The 1171-nt window shown below is 48.7% G+C and carries 1 rRNA gene; it reads right to left on the minus strand.

Annotated elements, in window-relative coordinates:
- Positions 1-1151, minus strand: a 23S ribosomal RNA gene (locus PHAL_RS0122565); the annotation flags it as partial.
- Positions 1152-1171 lie beyond the last annotated feature (20 nt).

Raw genomic sequence — 1171 nt, forward strand, 5'->3', positions numbered from 1 at the left:
AATCCGCAGCTTCGGTGCATAGTTTAGCCCCGTTACATCTTCCGCGCAGACCGACTCGACCAGTGAGCTATTACGCTTTCTTTAAAGGATGGCTGCTTCTAAGCCAACCTCCTGGCTGTCTGGGCCTTTCCACATCGTTTCCCACTTAACTATGACTTTGGGACCTTAGCTGGCGGTCTGGGTTGTTTCCCTCTTCACGACGGACGTTAGCACCCGCCGTGTGTCTCCCGGATAGTACTTTACGGTATTCGGAGTTTGCAAAGGGTTGGTAAGTCGGGATGACCCCCTAGCCTTAACAGTGCTCTACCCCCGTAAGTATTCGTCCGAGGCTCTACCTAAATAGATTTCGGGGAGAACCAGCTATCTCCCGGTTTGATTAGCCTTTCACTCCTAGCCACAGGTCATCCCCTAACTTTTCAACGTTAGTGGGTTCGGTCCTCCAGTTGATGTTACTCAACCTTCAACCTGCCCATGGCTAGATCACCGGGTTTCGGGTCTATACCTTGCAACTATTCGCCCAGTTAAGACTCGGTTTCCCTACGGCTACCCTAATCGGTTAACCTCGCTACAAAATATAAGTCGCTGACCCATTATACAAAAGGTACGCAGTCACAGAACTAGTCTGCTCCTACTGCTTGTACGTACACGGTTTCAGGTTCTATTTCACTCCCCTCACAGGGGTTCTTTTCGCCTTTCCCTCACGGTACTGGTTCACTATCGGTCAGTTGGGAGTATTTAGCCTTAGATGATGGTCCACCTATATTCAGTCAAAGTTTCACGTGCTCCGACCTACTCGATTTCACTTAAAATGCATTTTCATGTACGGGACTATCACCCTGTATCGTGGCACTTTCCAGAGCCTTCCATTAACACATAATAAGCTTAAGGGCTGTTCCGGTTTCGCTCGCCGCTACTTCCGGAATCTCGGTTGATTTCTTTTCCTACGGGTACTTAGATGTTTCAGTTCTCCGCGTTCGCCTCGTTAACCTATGTATTCAGTTAACGATACCTGCAAGCAGGTGGGTTTCCCCATTCGGAAATCTTAGTCTCAAGTGCTTTTTACTAGCTCGACTAAGCTTATCGCAAGTTAATACGTCCTTCATCGCCTCCAACTGCCAAGGCATCCACCGTGTACGCTTAGTCACTTAACCATACAACCCAAACGGGTCTT

Source organism: Pseudoalteromonas haloplanktis ATCC 14393 (assembly GCF_000238355.1).
GTDB lineage: Bacteria > Pseudomonadota > Gammaproteobacteria > Enterobacterales > Alteromonadaceae > Pseudoalteromonas > Pseudoalteromonas haloplanktis.